This is a genomic window from Pseudomonas sp. GW821-FHT09E04, from assembly GCF_059416185.1.
On sequence record NZ_JBWKOR010000001.1, the window covers coordinates 1272001 to 1288649 of the forward strand.

At 61.6% G+C, this 16649-nt stretch carries 17 protein-coding genes; 7 read left to right on the plus strand and 10 right to left on the minus strand.

Annotation, left to right across the window (positions count from 1 at the left end):
- Positions 1 to 12 precede the first annotated feature (12 nt).
- Together AC07N4_RS05790 and AC07N4_RS05795 are read left to right on the plus strand one after the other, a co-directional pair.
- On the plus strand, positions 13 to 828 hold the full coding sequence (locus tag AC07N4_RS05790; protein WP_493065148.1) for a gamma-carboxygeranoyl-CoA hydratase: 816 nt from the start codon (positions 13 to 15) through the stop codon (positions 826 to 828).
- A complete protein-coding gene (locus AC07N4_RS05795; protein ID WP_493065149.1) occupies positions 828 to 2777 on the plus strand; it encodes an acetyl/propionyl/methylcrotonyl-CoA carboxylase subunit alpha in 1950 nt (649 codons plus the stop codon). Before AC07N4_RS05790 ends, AC07N4_RS05795 begins: the two co-directional genes overlap by 1 nt.
- A gap of 39 nt (positions 2778 to 2816) precedes the next feature.
- On the opposite strand, the gene AC07N4_RS05800 is transcribed toward AC07N4_RS05795, so the two are convergent.
- Positions 2817 to 3473, minus strand: coding sequence for a LexA family protein (locus tag AC07N4_RS05800; RefSeq protein ID WP_102621757.1), 657 nt, complete (start codon positions 3471 to 3473; stop codon positions 2817 to 2819).
- A gap of 129 nt (positions 3474 to 3602) precedes the next feature.
- On the opposite strand from AC07N4_RS05800, the gene AC07N4_RS05805 reads away from it, so the two are divergent.
- From AC07N4_RS05805 to AC07N4_RS05815, 3 genes are all read left to right on the plus strand, one after another.
- Positions 3603 to 3941, plus strand: coding sequence for a DUF6124 family protein (locus tag AC07N4_RS05805; RefSeq protein ID WP_096822304.1), 339 nt, complete (start codon positions 3603 to 3605; stop codon positions 3939 to 3941).
- Positions 3942 to 4409: 468 nt separating this feature from the next.
- The gene (locus AC07N4_RS05810) at positions 4410 to 5561 is read left to right on the plus strand and encodes a M14 family metallopeptidase (protein ID WP_096822305.1); all 1152 of its coding nucleotides are present in this window, start codon (positions 4410 to 4412) and stop codon (positions 5559 to 5561) included.
- A 149-nt stretch (positions 5562 to 5710) separates the two neighbouring features.
- A complete protein-coding gene (locus AC07N4_RS05815) occupies positions 5711 to 6919 on the plus strand; it encodes an MFS transporter (protein WP_493065150.1) in 1209 nt (402 codons plus the stop codon).
- Between the two features lie 9 nt (positions 6920 to 6928).
- Here AC07N4_RS05815 and AC07N4_RS05820 read toward each other — a convergent pair whose 3' ends face one another.
- Entirely contained in the window at positions 6929 to 7474 is a 546-nt protein-coding gene (locus AC07N4_RS05820) for a cytochrome b (protein WP_096822307.1), read from the minus strand.
- Positions 7471 to 8565 (minus strand): catalase family peroxidase, encoded by a 1095-nt coding sequence (locus AC07N4_RS05825; RefSeq protein WP_493065151.1) that lies wholly within the window; start codon positions 8563 to 8565, stop codon positions 7471 to 7473. Before AC07N4_RS05825 ends, AC07N4_RS05820 begins: the two co-directional genes overlap by 4 nt.
- Positions 8566 to 8722: 157 nt before the next feature.
- Between AC07N4_RS05825 and AC07N4_RS05830 the strand changes: the two genes are divergently transcribed.
- Together AC07N4_RS05830 and AC07N4_RS05835 are read left to right on the plus strand one after the other, a co-directional pair.
- A complete protein-coding gene (locus tag AC07N4_RS05830; protein WP_096822309.1) occupies positions 8723 to 9229 on the plus strand; it encodes an RNA polymerase sigma factor in 507 nt (168 codons plus the stop codon).
- Complete coding sequence (locus AC07N4_RS05835) at positions 9226 to 9978, plus strand: anti-sigma factor family protein (protein ID WP_102621739.1); 753 nt, start codon at positions 9226 to 9228, stop codon at positions 9976 to 9978. The genes AC07N4_RS05830 and AC07N4_RS05835 overlap by 4 nt, the downstream gene beginning before the upstream one ends.
- Before the next feature lie 5 nt (positions 9979 to 9983).
- Here the strand turns inward: AC07N4_RS05835 and AC07N4_RS05840 are convergent, their stop codons facing one another.
- From AC07N4_RS05840 to AC07N4_RS05870, 7 genes are all read right to left on the minus strand, one after another.
- On the minus strand, positions 9984 to 10955 hold the full coding sequence (locus tag AC07N4_RS05840; RefSeq protein ID WP_493065152.1) for a Csu type fimbrial protein: 972 nt from the start codon (positions 10953 to 10955) through the stop codon (positions 9984 to 9986).
- Positions 10952 to 13309, minus strand: coding sequence for a fimbria/pilus outer membrane usher protein (locus tag AC07N4_RS05845; RefSeq protein WP_102621738.1), 2358 nt, complete (start codon positions 13307 to 13309; stop codon positions 10952 to 10954). Before AC07N4_RS05845 ends, AC07N4_RS05840 begins: the two co-directional genes overlap by 4 nt.
- 108 nt (positions 13310 to 13417) lie before the next feature.
- Positions 13418 to 14200, minus strand: a complete 783-nt coding sequence (locus AC07N4_RS05850; RefSeq protein WP_192558441.1) for a fimbrial biogenesis chaperone — start codon at positions 14198 to 14200, stop codon at positions 13418 to 13420.
- 23 nt (positions 14201 to 14223) lie between these two features.
- Complete coding sequence (locus tag AC07N4_RS05855) at positions 14224 to 14724, minus strand: Csu type fimbrial protein (RefSeq protein ID WP_096822314.1); 501 nt, start codon at positions 14722 to 14724, stop codon at positions 14224 to 14226.
- Between the two features lie 4 nt (positions 14725 to 14728).
- Positions 14729 to 15265 carry a Csu type fimbrial protein gene (locus AC07N4_RS05860; RefSeq protein ID WP_102621735.1) on the minus strand — a complete coding sequence of 179 codons (537 nt, stop codon included), beginning with the start codon at positions 15263 to 15265 and terminating at the stop codon, positions 14729 to 14731.
- A gap of 19 nt (positions 15266 to 15284) precedes the next feature.
- Positions 15285 to 15818 (minus strand): Csu type fimbrial protein, encoded by a 534-nt coding sequence (locus tag AC07N4_RS05865; RefSeq protein ID WP_102621734.1) that lies wholly within the window; start codon positions 15816 to 15818, stop codon positions 15285 to 15287.
- 86 nt (positions 15819 to 15904) lie between these two features.
- Positions 15905 to 16414 (minus strand): Csu type fimbrial protein, encoded by a 510-nt coding sequence (locus AC07N4_RS05870; protein ID WP_493065207.1) that lies wholly within the window; start codon positions 16412 to 16414, stop codon positions 15905 to 15907.
- Positions 16415 to 16649: the final 235 nt, after the last annotated feature.

A 16649-nucleotide genomic window follows, 5' to 3' on the forward strand; every position in this document is an offset into this window, starting at 1 on the left:
CGGGAGAACCTCATGAGCGACTTCAACACCCTCGAATTACAGAGCGATCCACGGGGTTTCGCGACCCTGTGGCTGAGCCGCGAAGAAAAGAACAACGCGTTCAACGCCGAGATGATCCGCGAACTGATCCTGGCGCTGGACAAAGTCGCCAGCGACGCCAGCCTGCGTTTCCTGCTGGTGCGCGGACGCGGCAAGCACTTCAGCGCCGGCGCGGATCTGGCCTGGATGCAGCAATCGGCCGAACTCGATTACCACACCAACCTCGACGACGCCCGGGAACTGGCGGAGCTGATGTACAACCTCGCCAAACTGAAAATCCCGACCGTGGCCGTGGTGCAAGGCGCGGCGTTCGGTGGCGCGCTGGGTCTGATCAGTTGCTGCGACATGGCAATTGGCGCCGATGACGCGCAGTTCTGCCTGTCGGAAGTGCGCATTGGCTTGGCGCCAGCGGTGATCAGCCCGTTCGTGGTGCAAGCCATCGGCGAGCGCGCGGCGCGGCGTTATGCGCTGACGGCCGAGCGTTTCGGCGGTCAGCGGGCGCGGGAAATCGGTTTATTGTCGGAAAGCTATCCGGCGGCCGAACTCGAGCAGAACGTCGAACAATGGATCGACAACCTGCTGCTCAACAGCCCCGCCGCCATGCGTGCCAGCAAGGATCTGCTGCGTGAAGTCGGCAACGGCGCCCTGACCCCGGCCCTGCGCCGCTACACCGAAAACGCCATCGCCCGCATCCGCGTCAGCCCGGAAGGCCAGGAAGGTCTGCGGGCCTTTCTGCAGAAGCGTCCGCCGAACTGGCAAGCCGCAACCACCACCAAGGAGCCGCGTTGATGAGCGCACCTGTTCTCACCACCCTGCTGGTGGCCAACCGTGGCGAAATCGCTTGCCGGGTCATGCGTACCGCCAAGGCGCTGGGCCTGACCACCGTTGCCGTGCACAGCGCCACCGACCGGGAAGCGCGGCACAGCCGTGAAGCGGATATCCGCGTCGATCTGGGCGGCAGCAAAGCGGCCGACAGTTATCTGCAAATCGACAAACTGATCGCGGCGGCCAAGGCCAGCGGCGCCCAGGCGATTCATCCGGGTTATGGTTTTCTTTCGGAAAACGCCGGGTTTGCCCGCGCCATCGAAGCGGCGGGCCTGATCTTCCTCGGCCCGCCGGCCTCGGCCATTGATGCGATGGGCAGCAAGTCCGCTGCCAAGGCTCTGATGGAAACGGCCGGCGTGCCGCTGGTGCCGGGCTATCACGGCGAAGCCCAGGATCTGGACACCTTCCGCGATGCTTGCGAGCGCATCGGCTATCCAGTGCTGCTCAAGGCCACTGCCGGCGGTGGTGGCAAGGGCATGAAGGTCGTTGAAGACGTCAGCCAACTGGCTGAAGCGCTGGCTTCGGCCCAGCGTGAAGCGCAGTCGTCGTTCGGCGATTCGCGGATGCTCGTGGAGAAATACCTGCTCAAGCCGCGCCACGTGGAAATCCAGGTGTTCGCCGATCAACATGGTAATTGCCTGTATTTGAATGAGCGCGACTGCTCGATTCAGCGTCGGCACCAGAAAGTCGTCGAAGAAGCACCGGCACCGGGCTTGAATCCGGAACTGCGTCGGGCGATGGGTGAAGCGGCGGTACGTTCGGCGCAGGCTATCGGTTACGTCGGCGCCGGCACGGTGGAGTTTTTGCTGGACGCTCGCGGCGAGTTTTTCTTCATGGAGATGAACACGCGGCTGCAAGTCGAACACCCGGTCACCGAGGCCATCACCGGCCTTGATCTGGTGGCCTGGCAGATTCGCGTCGCCCGTGGCGAAGCGTTGCCGATCACTCAGGATCAGGTGCCGCTGAACGGGCATGCGATTGAAGTGCGGCTGTATGCGGAAGATCCTTCCAATGATTTCCTGCCGGCTACCGGACGCCTCGATCTGTATCGCGAATCCACCGTTGGACCGGGGCGCCGCGTTGATGCGGGCGTTGAGGAAGGCGATGAGATTTCGCCGTTTTATGACCCGATGCTCGGCAAGCTGATTGCCTGGGGCGAGGATCGTGAGCAGGCGCGGTTGCGGCTGCTGAGCATGCTCGATGAGTTCGCGATTGGCGGGTTGAAGACCAACATCAACTTCCTGCGGCGGATTATCGGTCATCCAGCATTTGCATCTGCCGAGCTGGATACCGGGTTCATTCCTCGCTATCAGGAACAGCTACTGCCAGCGCCTGTCGCGCTGAGCGATGAATTCTGGGATGCGGCGGCGCAGGCTTTTGCGCAGAGTTTGCCGGGGATGACTCGGGAAGATGATCCGGCCTCGCCTTGGGCGCTTCACAGCGGCTTGCGCGCGGGGTTGCCACGTGAAATCACTCTGCATTTGAGTTGCGAGGGGCAGGATCGGGCGCTCACGCTCGGTGCTGGCGGCCATGCAAAATTGATCGGCGAGCAACTGGTGATCGAGCGCGATGGTTTGCGTCGTCAACTGCGTGCGATTCGTCGTGGAGAAGTTCTGTATCTGCAATGGGATGGCGAGTTACGACGCATTGAAACGTACGACCCGATCAGCGCTGTCGAAGCCAGTCACAGCCATCAGGGCGGTCTGACTGCGCCGATGAACGGCAGCATCGTGCGGGTTCTGGTGGAGGCCGGGCAATCGGTTGAAGCCGGCGCTCAATTGGTGGTGCTGGAAGCAATGAAGATGGAACACAGCATCCGCGCACCCCATGCCGGTGTGATCAAGGCGCTGTATTGCCAGGAAGGCGAAATGGTCAGCGAAGGCTGCGCGCTGGTCGAGCTGGAAGAGGCTTGAAAGGTGGATCGATCCTACACATTGTGAGGATCGATCTGACTAGTACTTGGCCGATGCCTGAACCACGACACCGATAATTCGGCACTCGTCGGTAAACACGGCTTTCGGCCAGGTCGGATTGAGCGGCATCAGGTAACGCTGGCCGCCCTCTTCGATCAGTTTGCGGAAAATCGCTTCATCACTGTCCTGCCACTGGGCGATCACCAGTTTGCCGGGCTCCGCCTCCACCGCCGGATCCACCAGGATCAGCATGCCCTCACCGATGCTCTGCCCGGTGGGCGCAGTCATCGAGTTGCCCATTACCGTGAGCCAGAATGCCGGGCCACGGGCGTGGTAATCCGTCAGTTCGAAACGTCGCTTGTCCTTGCCGCTCGAATAGGCCGGTTGGGCTTCACGGGCCTCGATCGGGGTTTTCCAGTCGCTGACCGGATAGCGGAAGTAAGGGTTGTACTTCTGCGCCAGAGGCATTTCGTCGTCCTTGTCGACTTGCGGTTCGCGGATCACTACCGCGACTTCGAGAAACTCCATACCCAGCGCTTTCAGCACGCGGTTCATCTGCGTGATGCCGGGCTCACGGCGTTTGTTCAGCCAATGGCCGATACCGCCCTGAGACATGCCGACGCGCTCGCCGAGTTCGACTTGAGTGACGTTGAGTTCACTCATTTTGGCCTTGACCAACTCAATCCATTTATCCATGTGCGGCACCATACGTGCCCGTCCCGGGCCATCAAAACACATATTGTAGTATTTAAATTCTGGTCACAAATACTCTAGGTACTATTCTTGGATCACGGATTTGAATCGACCAAGGAGTGACCTTTCACCATGAACATCACCAGCAAAGACCTGCCCGACCTGCAAATGGACACCACGTTCACGTCTGCGCAAGGATGCGCCGCTGCGCAGCGGGCATTGGACTATTACTTGAAACCGGCTGTTTCAGAACCGGATGTGGAAGAACGCTTTTTCGGCGTGAACAGCAACCTGAGTGGCGAAGAATCCCTGGTCCACGCCTCGGATTTGCTGCGATGTGCAGCGGCCACGGCATTCAAGGCAGCAGACGGCTTGCAGGGTGTCAGTCGGGATTTGGCTTTTTCGGTCGTGCACATGGTGGACATGGCACGAGCGATGGTCGATCACTCGCTCGATGGCGGTGTTCGCTGAAGACGGACGGGAAAGAATTTTCCAATCGCGCAGATAAAAACGTTTGACTTGCAAATGATAATGATTATTATTGCAAGCAGCTGGTCGCGAGATCAGTCGATGGACCAGAGACCTTAGGTCGGTCTTCTGGACTATCTCCTCATCAGGCTAATCACGGTTTTTGACCCGGCTTTTTGCCGGGTCTTTTTTTTTGCCAGTTTTCTGGCTTGTGGCTTCAGGCTAATGAAGTCTTTGGGTGCTGCAAATTCGATGGCGCGGATAATATCAAAAGAATATCGCTTGGCAAGAGAACCCCGCCCGCGTTAGGGAAAAGTAATGCCAATTAGCACTTGAGAATCAATCGCACAGCTACTAAGCTGCATCCGCGTCATGGAGGACGCCCCCCGCCACACCCCGCAATTTCCCTCGGTTTCACCCCTGTCTTGCGTGTAAAGTAGCCGCCATAAAAATCATATTCAGGAACCGATTATGACCGTGGCCAAATCTTCGTTCGACATCAGCGCCAACTTCGACAGCGGCAACATCCAAGTCATCGACATCAGCAACCCGCTCAGCCCGGTTCTGGCGATTCGGCCAGATACCCGCAGCGCCCACTTCCAGTGGTTCCACTTCAAGGCCAGCGGCCTGCATGTTCATCAGGAACATTGGTTCCGCCTGGTCAACGCCAGCCAGTCCTCCTACAACAAAGCCTGGACCGGCTATCAGGCCGTCGCTTCCTACGACCACGTCAACTGGTTCCGCATTCCAACCCAATTCGAAGGCGACAGCCTGCGCTTCTGCCTTGAAGCCGAGCAGACCCACGCCTGGTTCGCCTACTTCGAACCCTACAGCCGTGGCCGTCATGACTGGCTGATCGAGCAAGCGCTGACCAAGGCCGGCACCGAACTATTGGCCACTGGCAAAAGCGTCGAAGGCCGTGACATTCAACTGCTGCGCAAAGGCACTGGCGCTGAAGGTCGACGCAAGATCTGGATCATCGCCCAGCAGCATCCCGGCGAGCACATGGCCGAGTGGTTCATGGAAGGCGTGATCGAACGTCTGGAGCATCACAACGATCCAGTGCTGAACAAGTTGCTGGAAAGTGCCGATCTGTACCTGGTGCCGAACATGAACCCGGACGGTGCCTTCCACGGCCACCTGCGCACCAACGCCATGGGGCAGGACCTGAACCGCGCCTGGCAGAACGCCAGTCAGGAAGTCAGCCCTGAAGTCCTTTTCGTACAGCAGCAAATGGAAAAGTACGGCGTCGATCTGTTCCTCGACGTACACGGCGATGAAGAAATCCCCCACGTGTTCACTGCCGGCTGCGAAGGCAATCCGGGCTACACCCCGCGGATCGAGAAACTCGAAGAACACTTCCGCAGCCACCTGAAACACACCACCAAAGATTTCCAGACAAAGTACGGCTACACCCGCGACGAACCGGGCCAGGCCAACATGACCCTGGCGTGCAACAGCGTCGGCCAGAAGTTCGACTGCCTGTCGCTGACCCTGGAAATGCCGTTCAAAGATCATGATGACGCACCGAACCCGCTCACCGGCTGGTCGGGCCAACGCTCGAAACAATTGGGCAAAGACGTGCTGACCACCATCGCCGACATGGTCGACACCCTGCGCTGATCCCCCCCTATTTTTCGCCACATGAAAGATCGCAGCGTGTCTGCGATCTTTTTTTTGCGCTGCACTTTTACCCAATCAGGTTGCAAAACAAAACTAGATTACTTACCGTCAATCCAGTTTTAATTTAAAACCTGAAAAGGAACCGGGACATGAAAGCTCAAACACTCGGCAGCGGCGTGGTGTTGCTGTTCGCCATTGCCTGCGGTCTGGCGGTGGGTAACGTGTATTACGCTCAACCGCTGCTGGACGCCATGGCCGAAGCGTTCAACCTGTCGCCCGCCAGTATCGGCATCGTCATCACGCTGACCCAGGTCGGCTACGGCGTCGGGCTGATACTGCTCGTGCCGCTCGGCGATCTGCTCAACCGTCGGCGCTTGATTGTCACGCAAACCCTGTTGTCCGCCGCGGCATTGCTGATGATCGCGCTGGCAACCAGCAGCACCTGGCTGCTGATCGGCATGACCCTGACCGGTCTGCTCGCCGTCGTCACTCAAGTGCTGGTGGCCTATGCCGCAACCCTGGCCATCCCGGCGCAACGCGGACACGTCGTCGGCATCATCACCAGCGGCATCGTGGTCGGCATTTTGCTCGCGCGCACTGTGGCCGGCGGGATGGCGGATCTGGCCGGTTGGCGGGCGATTTATCTGTTGTCCGCAGGGCTGACGCTGGTCATGGCGTTGCTACTGTTTCGCGTGCTGCCCAAGGACGAGAGCCCGCAACCGGCAACATCCTATACAGTGCTGATCGCCTCGGTGTTCCGGTTATTCCAAGAGGAACCGATACTGCGACAACGGGCGATTCTGGCCCTGTTGACCTTCGCCAGCGCCATGGTCCTGTGGACGCCGATGGTTCTACCGCTCGCCGCCCCGCCGCTGTCGCTTTCCCACAGTGAAATCGGATTGTTCGGACTGGCCGGCGCGGCTGGCGCACTGGCGGCTGCAAGAGCTGGGCGCTTGGCGGATAGAGGGTTCGGCCAATGGGTCAGCGGCCTGTCCTTGCTGCTGATGCTCGGCTCATGGCTGCCGATTGCCTTTACCCAATCCTCGTTGTGGGCGCTGCTGCTCGGCGTGATCACTTTGGATCTGGGCCTGCAAGCTGTGCACGTCACCAGCCAGAGCATGATCTACAGCGTCCGCCCGCAGGCACAGAGCCGACTGACCGCCGGCTACATGCTGTTTTACTCGATTGGCAGCGCCGTGGGCTCCATCGCCTCGACGGCCATGTACGCCTGGGCAGGATGGCCGGGTGTCTGCTGGTTGGGTGCCGGAATCAACATGGTCGCGTTGTTGTACTGGTGGCGAACGCTCGCACCGCAAAAACGTGGCGAGCAGACTTGCTCCCTCGCCACGCCAGATTAACGTCCGTGGTCAGTCGCGACTCCGTCCCCGCAGCATGCTGTCGAGCACCTCGTCACGGCGCACCCAACCATGGAACAGCGCCGCCGCCAGGTGCAGCAACACAGTCAGAAACAACAGATACGCCAGATAACCGTGTGCCTTGCGCAACAGCGCAAACACCTGGGCATCCGCCGGCAGGATCGACGGCAATTGCAACGAATGGCCAAGCATCACCGGATCCCCCGCCGCGCTGATCATCGCCCAACCCAGCAGCGGCAACACCAGCATCAGCGCGTACAACAACACATGCGACGCCTTGGCCGCCATCACCTGCCAACCCGGCAAGTCCTCCGGCAGCGGCGGCTGACGCGTGCCCAGTCGCACCAGAATGCGCACGATCACCAGCAACAGAATCGCAATGCCAAGCGGTTTGTGCAGGTTGATCAGCCATTCATGCCGCGCCGATACCGAGGTCACCATGCCGGCGCCGATAAACAGCATGGCGATGATCATCAGCGCCATCAGCCAGTGCAGCAGTCGCGCCAGCGGATTGAAATGCGTCGGTGGCGTTCTCATGGGCGAGCCTCCTGTTTGGCGGCGGGCAGTTGGCTGACTTCGCTGGTGCGACGCAGGTAGGAATCGGCGTAACCGGCTGAACGAGCGGCGAGCAGCGGGTCGTCGGAACCTTCAATCCCGGCGGGCAGGACCAGTGGGTCGTAGTTGATGTCACGGCATTCGCCGCTGAGCTGCGGCTGAGTCTTTTCCAGCACCAGGGTGCCGGCGTTCAGCACTTTGCGACCGGCAGGCCAGGCCTTGCTCGCGTCGTTCACCGGATCGTCGGCATTGGCCAGGGTGATGTTCAACTGAAAACGCAGCGGTCCTTCGGCCAGGTGTTGCACCAGATCCTTCTCCAGAAAGTCGCTGCCCTCCGGCGCCGTGGCCCCGGCGGGATCCTGCGCCAATGGCGTCATGCTCCAGCGCACGGCTTGCTTCTTGCCACTGGCATCGACCAGATAGAACGCGTTGACACTGTTGTAGGTTTCCGTGACATAGCTGGCCGAAGGCTTGGCACCCTTTATCCAGGTCAGGAACGGTACGGCTTCCGGGTGCGAGGCAAAGAACGCCGGGACCTTGGTCGGGTCCGGTTTGCCGGTCGCCGGATCCGGCGATTGCGCCTGCTGCAATTGATAGAACGCCTCGGGCGTGCCGACCGGGAACACCGGCATGCTGTTCATCCCGGTACGCCACTGCTGGCCGTTGGCCTGAGTGAAACGCAGCGCCAGGCTGCGAATCGGTACGGCGCTGTCCGGTGCATAAGGACTGCCCGCCGGCAACGCAAATCGCCCGACCACCGGTGTGCGTGGCTCGTTGAACACCTGCGCAACGGAGAACGGCCGCGCTTCACCGCTGCTCTCGAAATGTCCGATCACGCACACGCCCTTGGCGTGGTTGCGGCGAAACCCGGGATGCACGCCGTTGTTCTTTTCCAGCACATCGACCAACGCCTTTGGCGTCAGGCGTTGTGGGTCAAACGAGCCATGAACGTAGGCAAACGCCCCGGCCACTGCTGCGACCACCACGGCGATACCGCCAAGACGCAACACCAGGCTCGCGGCACTCAGTGGCGGGCGTTGTGGCCCGCCGGGCGGTGAGCTGCGATCAACCATGAAAGACTCCAGGGCCATCGGCCACAAGTAGGAAGAATCAGCAAGACGCACGCCATCAGGATTTATTCCACGGCCCGGTATTTATTTTTCCGAGCGTGGAATAACCTCGAATGCCGGGCGTCTTCCTAGTCCACAGCGTAGTGACTAGCAGAACTTCATGAGCGAATTCGACGAACAACTGAGAGAAATCATTCCCAGATTGCGGCGCTTTGCCGTGTCGTTGACGCGCAACAGCAGCAGCGCCGATGACCTGGTGCAGGCCAGCCTGGAGCGCGCCCTGTCCAGTTGGGGTGACAAACGCGCCGAGGGCGATCTGCGCGCGTGGCTGTTTTCGATTCTGTATCGCCAGTTCCTTGATGCGCACCGACGCTCTCGGCGCTACGCGCGGATGCTCGAATTCTTCACTGGCCGCGATGACGCCGAACCCTCGGTAGAACGCACCGTGATTGCCCAATCGACCCTGCAAGCCTTCGATCGTCTACCCACCGAGCAACGCGCCCTGCTGTTGATGGTGTCGGTGGAAGGCTTGACCTATAAGGAGGTCGCCGAGATCCTCGACGTCCCCACCGGCACCGTGATGTCGCGCCTGTCCCGCGCCCGCCAGGCTCTGCGCCAGCTCAGCGACGGCGAAATCAGCAGCCCTTCCTTGCGGATACTCAAATGATCAGCCTGCCCCCCAGCGAGCGTGATTTGCACGCCTACATCGACCACCAGCTCAGCGACGCCGACCGGCGTGTGCTGGAAAACTGGCTGGCCAGCCACCCCGACGACGCTGCGTTGATCCGCGCCTGGCAACAGGATGCCCAGCACCTGCGCGCCGCCCTCGGTGGCGCCCTGCAACAACCGGTCAACCCGGATCTGGACCCGGCACTGATCCGCCAACGGCTCAAGCATCGATCACGCCGCCAATGGGCCAGCGCAGCCGTGCTGCTGATAGCGGTCAGCATCGGCGGTATCAGTGGCTGGCAAGCCCGGGAAATGACCTTTGTACGCACGGTTGCGCCCATGACCGATGCCTTGCAGGCGTACCGTTTGATCGCCCAGCAAGGGATTCTGCCGGCGGACTACAAGGTCGGCGGCGAAGGTGACATGCAGCGCTGGCTCGACCGTTACTTCACCCAGGCCAATCGCCTGCCGGACCTGACGGCGGCGGGTTTCCGACCGGTCAGCGGACGCCTTCTGAGCACTGAAGAAGGTCCGGCGGCGATGGTGATGTATGAGGATCGCGCCGGGCACAAAGTGAGTTTCTACGTGCGCCCGCCCGGGCCGAAAAACACCTTCCTGCCACGCGGTAGCCGACTCGACGGGGATTTGCAGGCCGAATACTGGTCCGGCGAAGGTTACAACTACGCGATGGTCAGCCCGACCGACACCCCGGCAGCGCAGCTCCTCAAGCAGACCGTGCGCTTCTGATCGGATCAGAAGCCGACATCCAGTACCACGTTGTCCAGATAGGTGCCGGCGGGCGGCGTGGTCTGATCGGTGTAGATCTTCGCGTTGTAGTTGAAGATCTGGCTGCCGGTGCCCAAACCATTGCCAGGATTGACCTCGGCATCGCTGCTGGCCCGTCGCTCCGCACCGACACTGCCCCAGCGAGTGGTGCCGGCGCTTTTGAAAATGTCGTAGGCCAGGTAATTGCTGCCGGAAATCATTCGTCGTCGACCGCCGACACTGATCGCGTTCTGTCCGTCGTTCAAACCCACGGTATAGGCGCTGCCCTTGGTGCAGGCCAGGTTGATGGTCTGACCGGTCACCGGGGTAAACGCACTGATCACCGGAGCGCTGCCGAAGGCGATGTTGGGCGCAGTGATGGTGCAATCGTTGGCCACGGTCAGGTTCACCGTCAGCGTCGTGGTGCCGCTACCGATATCGCGCCCCAGACACACCGAGCCGATGCCAATCCCGGAGCAGTAGTTCCAGTTCCAGAAAATGCTCAGGGTTTCGGTATACACCCCGGCTGCTACGTTGCTGCCGATGGTGGTGCCGAAGTACAGCGGCACGGTTTTCGGCACCGTACCACCGAGCAATCCAAGCGCATCGATGATGCCGTTGCGGGCGAAGTCGTAGGCCGTGCCGCGGGTCAGCGGGTAACTGGTGCTGTTATTGGCGTAGATCGTGTAGCCGATGACGTCGCCGGTCGGCCCGAGCAAACCACTCTGGGTCGAAGTCACCGTGGCCCAGAAGTGGTCGCTGGTGCTCAGCAAGGACAGTAGCGAGCCCGTACAGCTCAAACCACCGTTCAGCGTGGAACTGGGTTGCGAGGTCGTGCGAACTGCAATCGAACTGATCGTGCCGAACGCGGCCGGTGTGGTGGTGACCACCGAACACAGCGCCTGCGCCGCCCCCGGCAACGTCAGCACCAGCCACAGACAGAGCCGAACCCTCGTCATTGGCACACCAACGGACCGATCAGCGGCACCTGATCCTGTTGCAGATCCACATTGAACTGCGCTTGACAGGTCTTGCCATCCGCCAGGGTCACCCTTAATGAGTTCTGTGCTTGCAGGTTTTCCAGATAGACCAGCCCATCCCAGCCCACCACCGTCCGCGCGCCGCTTTCCTCGTGCAATACGCCGCTGCCCAGCGGCAGTTCCTGCTGCTGCGCATCCACCAGCACGATGCTCGCGGCAATCACCCGGCTCAGCGGAAATTCCAGCAGATAACCGCTGCCACGGCGCACGGCAATGCGCTGTTCGACATTCGGGCTGCGCACGTTGGCCGGCAAGTTCAACGGATCGATTTCGTATTTGCCGCGGTAGTAGGCACTGCTCCACGGCACCAGCAAGTGGCCGTTGCGATCCGTCTGACCGACCTGCTGATTCTCGTAACGCACCGGAACATCCGCATAACCATCGGTACTGACCACCACGAAGGCATCGTCGATGCGGTTGGCCGCAAACACTTGATGATCCATCCACACCAGCGAACCGCTGGCATCGGCCCAGCGGGTTTCCGCATCCGAGGTGCCGTAGACACCGGCCTGCAACTGCACCGATTGCAGACGCCAAGTCACATCGGCCTGACGGTAATCAGGCCCGTCGCCGTTGGCATAACCGAGATTGAAACCTACCCCGCCCTGGGACGGCACGGCACGGCTGTAGTTGACGCGTTGTTGCGTCTGCCCGGTCTTGCTGCGCTCGCTGCTGATGGCCAGGCTGCCGCGCAGATCGAACGGGATCACCAGTTGCGCCTGCACCGCCCAGTTGGCATCGCCGATTTCGCGGTTGGCCGACAGGTAGAAACTGCTGTTGTGCCATAACGGCTTGCTCCAGCTCAGGTTGAGCAACCGCGTGCGGGTTTCGTCCGCCGCCCGGATATCGAAATAACCGACACCCAGACTGCCCCACCGCTCAAGGTTCAGGCTCAGGGTCGCCTGCTCGCTACGCTTGCTGAGGCTGGTGTAAGGACTGTCGACCACCGTGAGGTCGGCGTACTGGTCGCGGCGTTGCAACCGTTGCCAGGAAAAGCTGAAACGCTGAGCGCTGTACTGATAACCGAGACTGAGTTGCTGACCACCGTCACCGTCAAAACGGCTCTGGCTGATCGCACTGTTAAGGACCCCGAAATTGCCCAGCCGCAGATTGCCACCGAGCCCGCCGAGGGTCAGTGAATCGGCCGCTTCGGCGTGGCTTTCCAACGTGAAGCTGTCGCTGATGCCATAACGCAGGCTGCCCGACGTCACGCCCGGCCCGTAGCTGAAATCCTTCAACCCGTAATCACGTCGCAGCGTACCGGCGCTGACCGAGAAATCGCTCAAGCCCTTTTGCAACAGGCTGCTGGTGACATAGAAAGGCACGGTGGTCGATACCTGCCGACCCAGCGCATCGGTGGTCACCACCACGGCTTCGCCCGCACCGTTGATGAACGGAATGTTGGTCAGCGTGTACGGCCCCGGCTGCAAATCGGTGCTGCTGGACTTGTAGCCATTGATGAACAGGTCCACCGAGGACGGCACCGCCGCTTCACCGGCGAACTGCGGCAACGGGTAGGTCACCAGGTCCGGGCGCACCGCAAAATCCCGGGAGAACTGCACGCCGCCCAGACGCACCGAGCTGCTCCACGGCAAGGCGCCGCTGACCACGTCCCCCGCCTCGTAGGTCAGCATCCGCTCATCATCGGAGAAGCGCCATGTGGTGTCGTAGCGCAGATACCCGTTGCTCAGCGTGCTGACCGAATCCCCCGACAAGGTGCGCCGGTACTGCCCGGTGTTGGACAGCGTGCCCCAACTGTCGAACACCCGCACCTCGTTCCATGCCGCCAGATAAGTCCCGGCGTCATCGGTGTCGTTGAGGTACAGGTCATAGTTGAACAACGCGCCGAAACTGCTCAGCGCCGGGGTGCGCGGGTAGACCTGACGGTTACCGATGAATTGCTCCGGCAGCCAGTCCGGCGGCACGTCGAGCAGCAGTCGCTGGCTGACGCTGTCGTAGTCGCTGTGCAGCCCCGGCAGACCATCGAGATCGACTTCAGCCCCCGCACTCTCGGGCAGTTTCATACCGGTGTCACGCAACACACTGGCCGGCAGGAACAACCGCCCGCCGCGCTGCTCCACCGCCACCACCCGACCGGTATTCATCTGGTTGACCACCAGTTCCAGAAACAACTGAGCATCGCTGACGGCCTCCATGCCGCTGGGAGGCGGCGGCAGTTCGCCGGCCCCGGATGGATGAATGAACATCAGGCAACACGCGCCGGTGACAAGCCACAACGGACGCTGAATACGGCGAGCCCATCCCGGACTCATTAGCGTGTTTCGTCCGTCAATGGACTGGTTCCTCCTGAAACCGCTGTTGCCCGCCGGCCAATCGCTTGCCTGGCGGCCCCGCACTACCCGACCCGCAGGCCGCCATCGCTACTTCGCCGGAGCGATGCTCTGCACTTGTGCTGCGCCATTGATCCGTCCCGCCAGTTCCCCCGCCACAGGTCCCGGCGCCGGCCAGCGCATCACCGCGCCGGGCAACACATAACCCAACAGCCCTTCCGCCAGCGGCTTGCTCTGCCCGCCCTGCTTGAGCGCAACATCGGTCAAGCGCGCATGCACCGCGCCCTGATTGCGCACCTCCACATAAGGCCGGCCATCCACCGCCACCGTGCGCCAGCTCAATTGCGGCAGGCCGATGCCTTTGGGATCACGCTGACGGGTCGTGTCTTCCTTGCTCCACAGCCCCGCGCCGTAGGCGAACAGGGGCACCGAATAGCGCATCTGGAAGCGGATCGCGGCGGCGGTTTTCCCGGCGTCGGCGGCAGGAGGCTGGGCCGAGGGAATTTCGTCGATGATGATCCGGTAGGCCAGTTCCTGGCCGGGCGGGACTTCTCTGGTCCGGGTCAGGCGCACCAGTTGCTTCTGCCCCGGCTCGATCTTCGCCACCGGTGGACTGCCGATCACGTCACGCTGGTTCTGGTATTGCTCCTGGAAACCGTTCTGGCTCCAGCCGAACACCCTGATCTGCAGGTTGGCGGTTTCGCTGCCACGATTCTCCAGCCACAGCGCACTGGCCTGCTGATCGGCTTCGAGCACCGGATCGATCGGCCAGATCAGCACCGAACTGGCCGCCTGCGCCTTGACCGCAGCGAGCAGAGCCCACATCAACATCGCGCAACGCACGAGCCATGGCCGTGACGTGATAAACCCCATAAACCCGCTCCTTGTGCCTTGCATCACCACGACAGCTGCACCTGCAACACGTCGCTGTATGTCCCCCCAGGCTGATTGCCCGGCAATTGCACCTGACCGTAGATCGGCAGGCTGATGTTGTTGGCGTCGCTATAGGCCACCGCCACGGTCTGGCCGATGCCCAGACTCTGGCTGTAGGCCGCATCGCGAAACAGCGCATACGCCACCTTCGCACTGCCGCCACTGATCTGCATTCGTCGCCCGCCGCTGTTGTACTGACCGCCATCGACCGTCATGTTCAGCGTCACCCCCGGCGTGCATTGCAACTGCACGCCACCGGTCAATGCCACTTGCACCGTGCCGGTGGCCAGGGCGGAACTCGAGCCGAAATTCAGCCCGCCATAGTTCGACACGCCCCCCACCACCAGGCAGCCCGGTGTGATCGTCGCGCTGACCTGAAAGCTCTGGCTGGTCACCGCCGCCAGCGGCAACGGCACAGCCCCCGCGCACAGCACCAGCAGCGCCGCACAGCCATGCCGGCCCATGGCACTAGAACGTCAGTTCAACGGAAATGGTGTCGGTGTAAGTGCCCGCCGGCAGGCCGGCCTTGCCCACCGCCTGACCGTAGATGTTCACGGTCTGCGCCACACCGGTGCTGGCGGCGAGGTTGATCACGCCGTCGATGGCCAGCAATTGCGAGTGCCCGGCATCGGTGTACAAGTCGTAAGGCACATAGTTGGCGACACCGTCGTACAGCGCGCGGGTGCCACCGGGCGACAACCCGTCATGGGCACCAGCCCGCACCTTGACCGTCGGCGTGGTGCCGGCAGAGCAGAGAATCGACAACGCCCCGCCACCGCCGCCCAGCACTTGCCCGGTGGCCGTAGTGAACAGGCTGTTGGCGGTGCCGAAGTTCAAGGCACCGAAGTTCAGGCCGGAGGACCCGCCGGAACCATTGACCTGGCAACTGCTGATCAGGATCAGGCTGGAGGTGATCTGACCGGTGACCGTGGTAGCGGCGTTGACGCTGGAGGCCAGCGTCAGGCCGAGCAACGACAAACCTATCCTTGATGCAATCGTACGCATGGTGTCCTTCCTCTACGGTTTACCAATCGAGCGTCACCGTCAGGGTGTCGGTGTAGACACCCACCGGTACCGCACGGGTGTTCGCCACCACCGAGCCAAATACCGGGATGGGTATCTGCGCGCCGCTGGTGACAGCGAAATTGTGTTGTTGGCCGATGCTGTAACTCTGGCTGCCCGAGGCATCGAGAAACAGTTGATAGGGAATGGTCTGGCGACCGTTGCTCAAGCGCCGGGTGCTGCCGTCGCCATGGGCGCCACCGTCGATGGTCACGGTGAAACCGGTCACCGACGGATTGCAGGCCACGTTGAGCCGGCCGCTGCTGTCATTGGCCAGGCTGGCCTTGATCGGCGCATTCCAGGTCGGGCCCTGCTGGCCGAAATCGAGTTTGCCGAAATCGCCCACCGGGCTGGCGATGCTGGACGAATTGGTCACCTCGCAGCCGGCGATCAGAATCAGCCGCGCATGAATCTGCCCGTTGATCGCGGCTTGCGCGTCCTCGGTGAGCAACAGCAATGCGCCTGTGGCGACTACCAGCCAGTGCTTGCCTGTCATTGCGTCCCTACTCCTTCTGATCCTTCAGCATCACTCGACCTCTGCGTTCGTCATTGAACGTCGATTTCCTGTTGCATCCGGCTCGATCACCAGGTGACCGTTACCTTGACCAGATCCGAATACCGGCTGACACGCGGGACTTCGGCCATCCGCTCGATCCGCCCGTAAAGCGGCAACTCAACCGAACCGCTGTCCGGCACCCTCCCGGTGACCGGCACGTCCACCACCAGCGGCACTCGCCGCGCGGCGTCCTGATACAAACGGTAAGGAATGGCTTTGCCACCCGCTTCGCCTGCCATGTAGCGCACTTCGCCCGTCCCGCCGTGCAGGCCGCCATCGACGCGCAACTGATACGGCGTGTCCGGGTTGCATTCCAGGCGCGGCAATCGCGAATTGATCAGCGCCGCCCCGAGCGGCCCGGCCGGATCGTCGAGGCGCGCCGTGCTGCCGAAGTCGAGCACGCCCAGTTGCTCGATACCGGCTTCGCGCTGCTGGCCGATCAACTGGCAACCGCGCTGCACATCGACGCGCACCTCAACCTGCAAGTCAGCCGCCTGCACCGTTGTTGCGAACCCGCCCAGCAATGCCCAGACCATCCCTGCATTCACTGCCCGTTCCTTGATGGCGACAGCGTCTGTGTCGTTACAGTGTTTCAGGTTAGCAACGGACGCCGATTGCGCCAGTCGATTGGATCCACTGATCGGGCGGGATTTGTTTCGAAAGATTGGCGATCCGGCACGCCAGGACGCTGAAAAAACCTGTACGCGCCGCAGAATGCTGTCCAGAAAAGTCGCCGGCCGATAAAGCGCAGTGGAAGGAAAACTATCCGTC